Annotated in this window: 2 protein-coding genes; both read right to left on the bottom strand. The window is 68.4% G+C overall.

What is annotated here, in order from left to right; genetic code table 11:
- Positions 1 to 95: 95 nt before the first annotated feature.
- Positions 96 to 515 carry a RacP protein gene (locus ACIRJP_RS42465; protein ID WP_404186584.1) on the bottom strand — a complete coding sequence of 140 codons (420 nt, stop codon included), beginning with the start codon at positions 513 to 515 and terminating at the stop codon, positions 96 to 98.
- A 2-nt stretch (positions 516 to 517) separates the two neighbouring features.
- Positions 518 to 1,519 (bottom strand): DUF6192 family protein, encoded by a 1,002-nt coding sequence (locus ACIRJP_RS42460; RefSeq protein ID WP_404186582.1) that lies wholly within the window; start codon positions 1,517 to 1,519, stop codon positions 518 to 520.
- Between the last annotated feature and the right edge of the window lie 625 nt (positions 1,520 to 2,144).

Here is a 2,144-nt window from a genome sequence, read left to right as displayed (position 1 = left end):
GGGGGTTTGCGGCGGCCGGCCCCTTCCCTCCCCGCTTGGGTGGGGGGGGGGGGGGCCCCCCCCGCCCCCCCCCCCCCCCCCCGCCAAGGAGACGGTCAGGCGCTGCTGATGAGGTCGAGGGTGGATTCGATGGAGTTGAGCTGGGCGACGATGTGCCGTACCCATTTGTCGTTCGGGTGGGCGGCGGCGTGCGGGGCGACGGTGCCGGTGATGAACCGGCGGAACTGAGTTAGCTTCTCGCCCACCACCTGCCGTTCGTAGGCTTCCAGCGCGGCCCGCTCCGCGCCGAGCTGGTAGCCGTCGGCGCGAGTCCAGATCAGCGGCGGCCAGCCCTTGGACGCGGCCTCGTCCTTCAACGCGGCCAGCCCCGAACGGACCTGGTGCGGGGACAGCGCGCTGGCGCGGACCAACTGGTGCAGGACCAGCCCGGCCGGACGTGCTTCGAACAGCACGAAGCGGACGGTGTCGGCGTGCCGTCTGGCGGCGTCGCCCTTGCGCCGGGAGGCGCGGGCCACGGCTACTCGCCCCGCAGGATGGCCGCGAGCTCGTCGTCCATGTCGACTTTGCCGGTGTCGACCGCGGTCTCGATCCAGTCCAGCGTCGCCCGGACTTTCGCGATGTTCTGGTGCACGATCGCGGACTCGTCCTCGCCCAGGGTCCGGTCTCGCAGCCCCGGGACCGTGCGGCCGGCCGCGGCCACGAACACGTGGCAGGCGGTGACCAGGTCCAGAAACTCCACCGTCCGGTCGATATTGCGGACCGCCGGGGCGACCGGGCTGGTGTCCTCGAAGTGCTGACGGGCTTGCCGACTCCGTTCGTTCTGGGCATGGTTGACCTGGAAACGGGCGTGGTCGTCGCTCATCGCCTTGAACGCGACGTCCGGCCGCCGGAGCAGGTTCGTCGCCGCCGTGGTGGCGACGTGCTCGTCGCGGGTGAACTCCTCCACCACCCGGGTCTTGTCCACCGGGGTGACCGAGGCCGTCACCTCTGGACGTTTCAGGAAATCGCTGGTCACCGCTGCGGCGACCTGGTCGTCCTGGGCCAGCGAGTGGATAGCGGTGATCTTCTCCTGAGGCGTGATGGGCGTTTCGACCTGGTTGCCCACGTAGCGCCGGGCGTCGTCCGGCACCCACCGGGTTTTGCCCTTGGGCGGAGTGAGGATGACGGCGAACCGCTCCTGTTCGTCCTCGATGAAAGCCAGCGTCCGGTGAACGGTGAAGGAGACACCGGGCTGACGACGATCGGCCGGCCAGCGCGAGGACGTCCACCTCGCCGACTTCACCGTGCTGAACTTCAGGCCGATGTCCTCGGCCAGCCGCGTCAGTGTCGCGGTCACCGACCACTCCGGGTTGGCTGGCACGCCGCCGCCCGTCTCCCGCATCGGCTCGATCTCCAGGGCGCGGTCCCCGATCGTGAACTGCCCGCGCGTCTGCTGTTCCACCACGTCCCGCAGCTCGGCCACGATCTGCTCGTAGCGGGACAGGGTCACTTCTCCGACGTTGTCGATCTCCTCCGGCATGGTGCTGTCACCATCCATGCGGGCCGGGGCACGAAGCTGAAGTTCGTGACGTGGACACGACCCGCTCATCACCGAGAGTCAGACCGGAAATCCACTGATCACAATGAATGACTGCAAATGACCGACTGCTGAACGAAGTTGGGCTCAGGACGCGTTCGCGATGCGGTCACTGTGACCGTTCGCCGAACGTTTTCTTCCGTCGCCGCCAGGCCCTCACCTTGCACCGGCCCGAGCAGAAGAGCGCCGTCGACCTCCGGTCGACGCTGGCCACCCACCGGACCCCGCACTCGGGACACTCGACCTCGCCAACCCCGCCCCGCACGGCCGCCAAGCGCTTGCGCAACCGGCGTTCCGTACGCCACTGCCTGGCACGACACGCTGAGGAACAGAACAAAGCGTCAGGCCGGGCACCCGGCCCCAGCCGTTCGCCGCAAGCCCGACAGTTCCTCTCCCCGGCCCGCCCGGTGCCCTCGGACACCACGCCAGCGTAGAACCTAAGGCTACTCAGAACCGGGGATGAGAAACAGCCACTTAGCTTGTCCTTTATCTACCAAGATCTGCCGAGCTTCCCGATGGCCTTGAGTGTCTCGGGGCGTTTGACGGTCTTGCCGACGTCGTAGCGCGG

Origin of the sequence: Streptomyces sp. NPDC102437 (assembly GCF_044765565.1) — a bacterium.
GTDB lineage: Bacteria > Actinomycetota > Actinomycetes > Streptomycetales > Streptomycetaceae > Streptomyces.
Note: the sequence above shows the minus strand (reverse complement) of the source record. Positions and strands in the feature narration are given on the sequence as shown.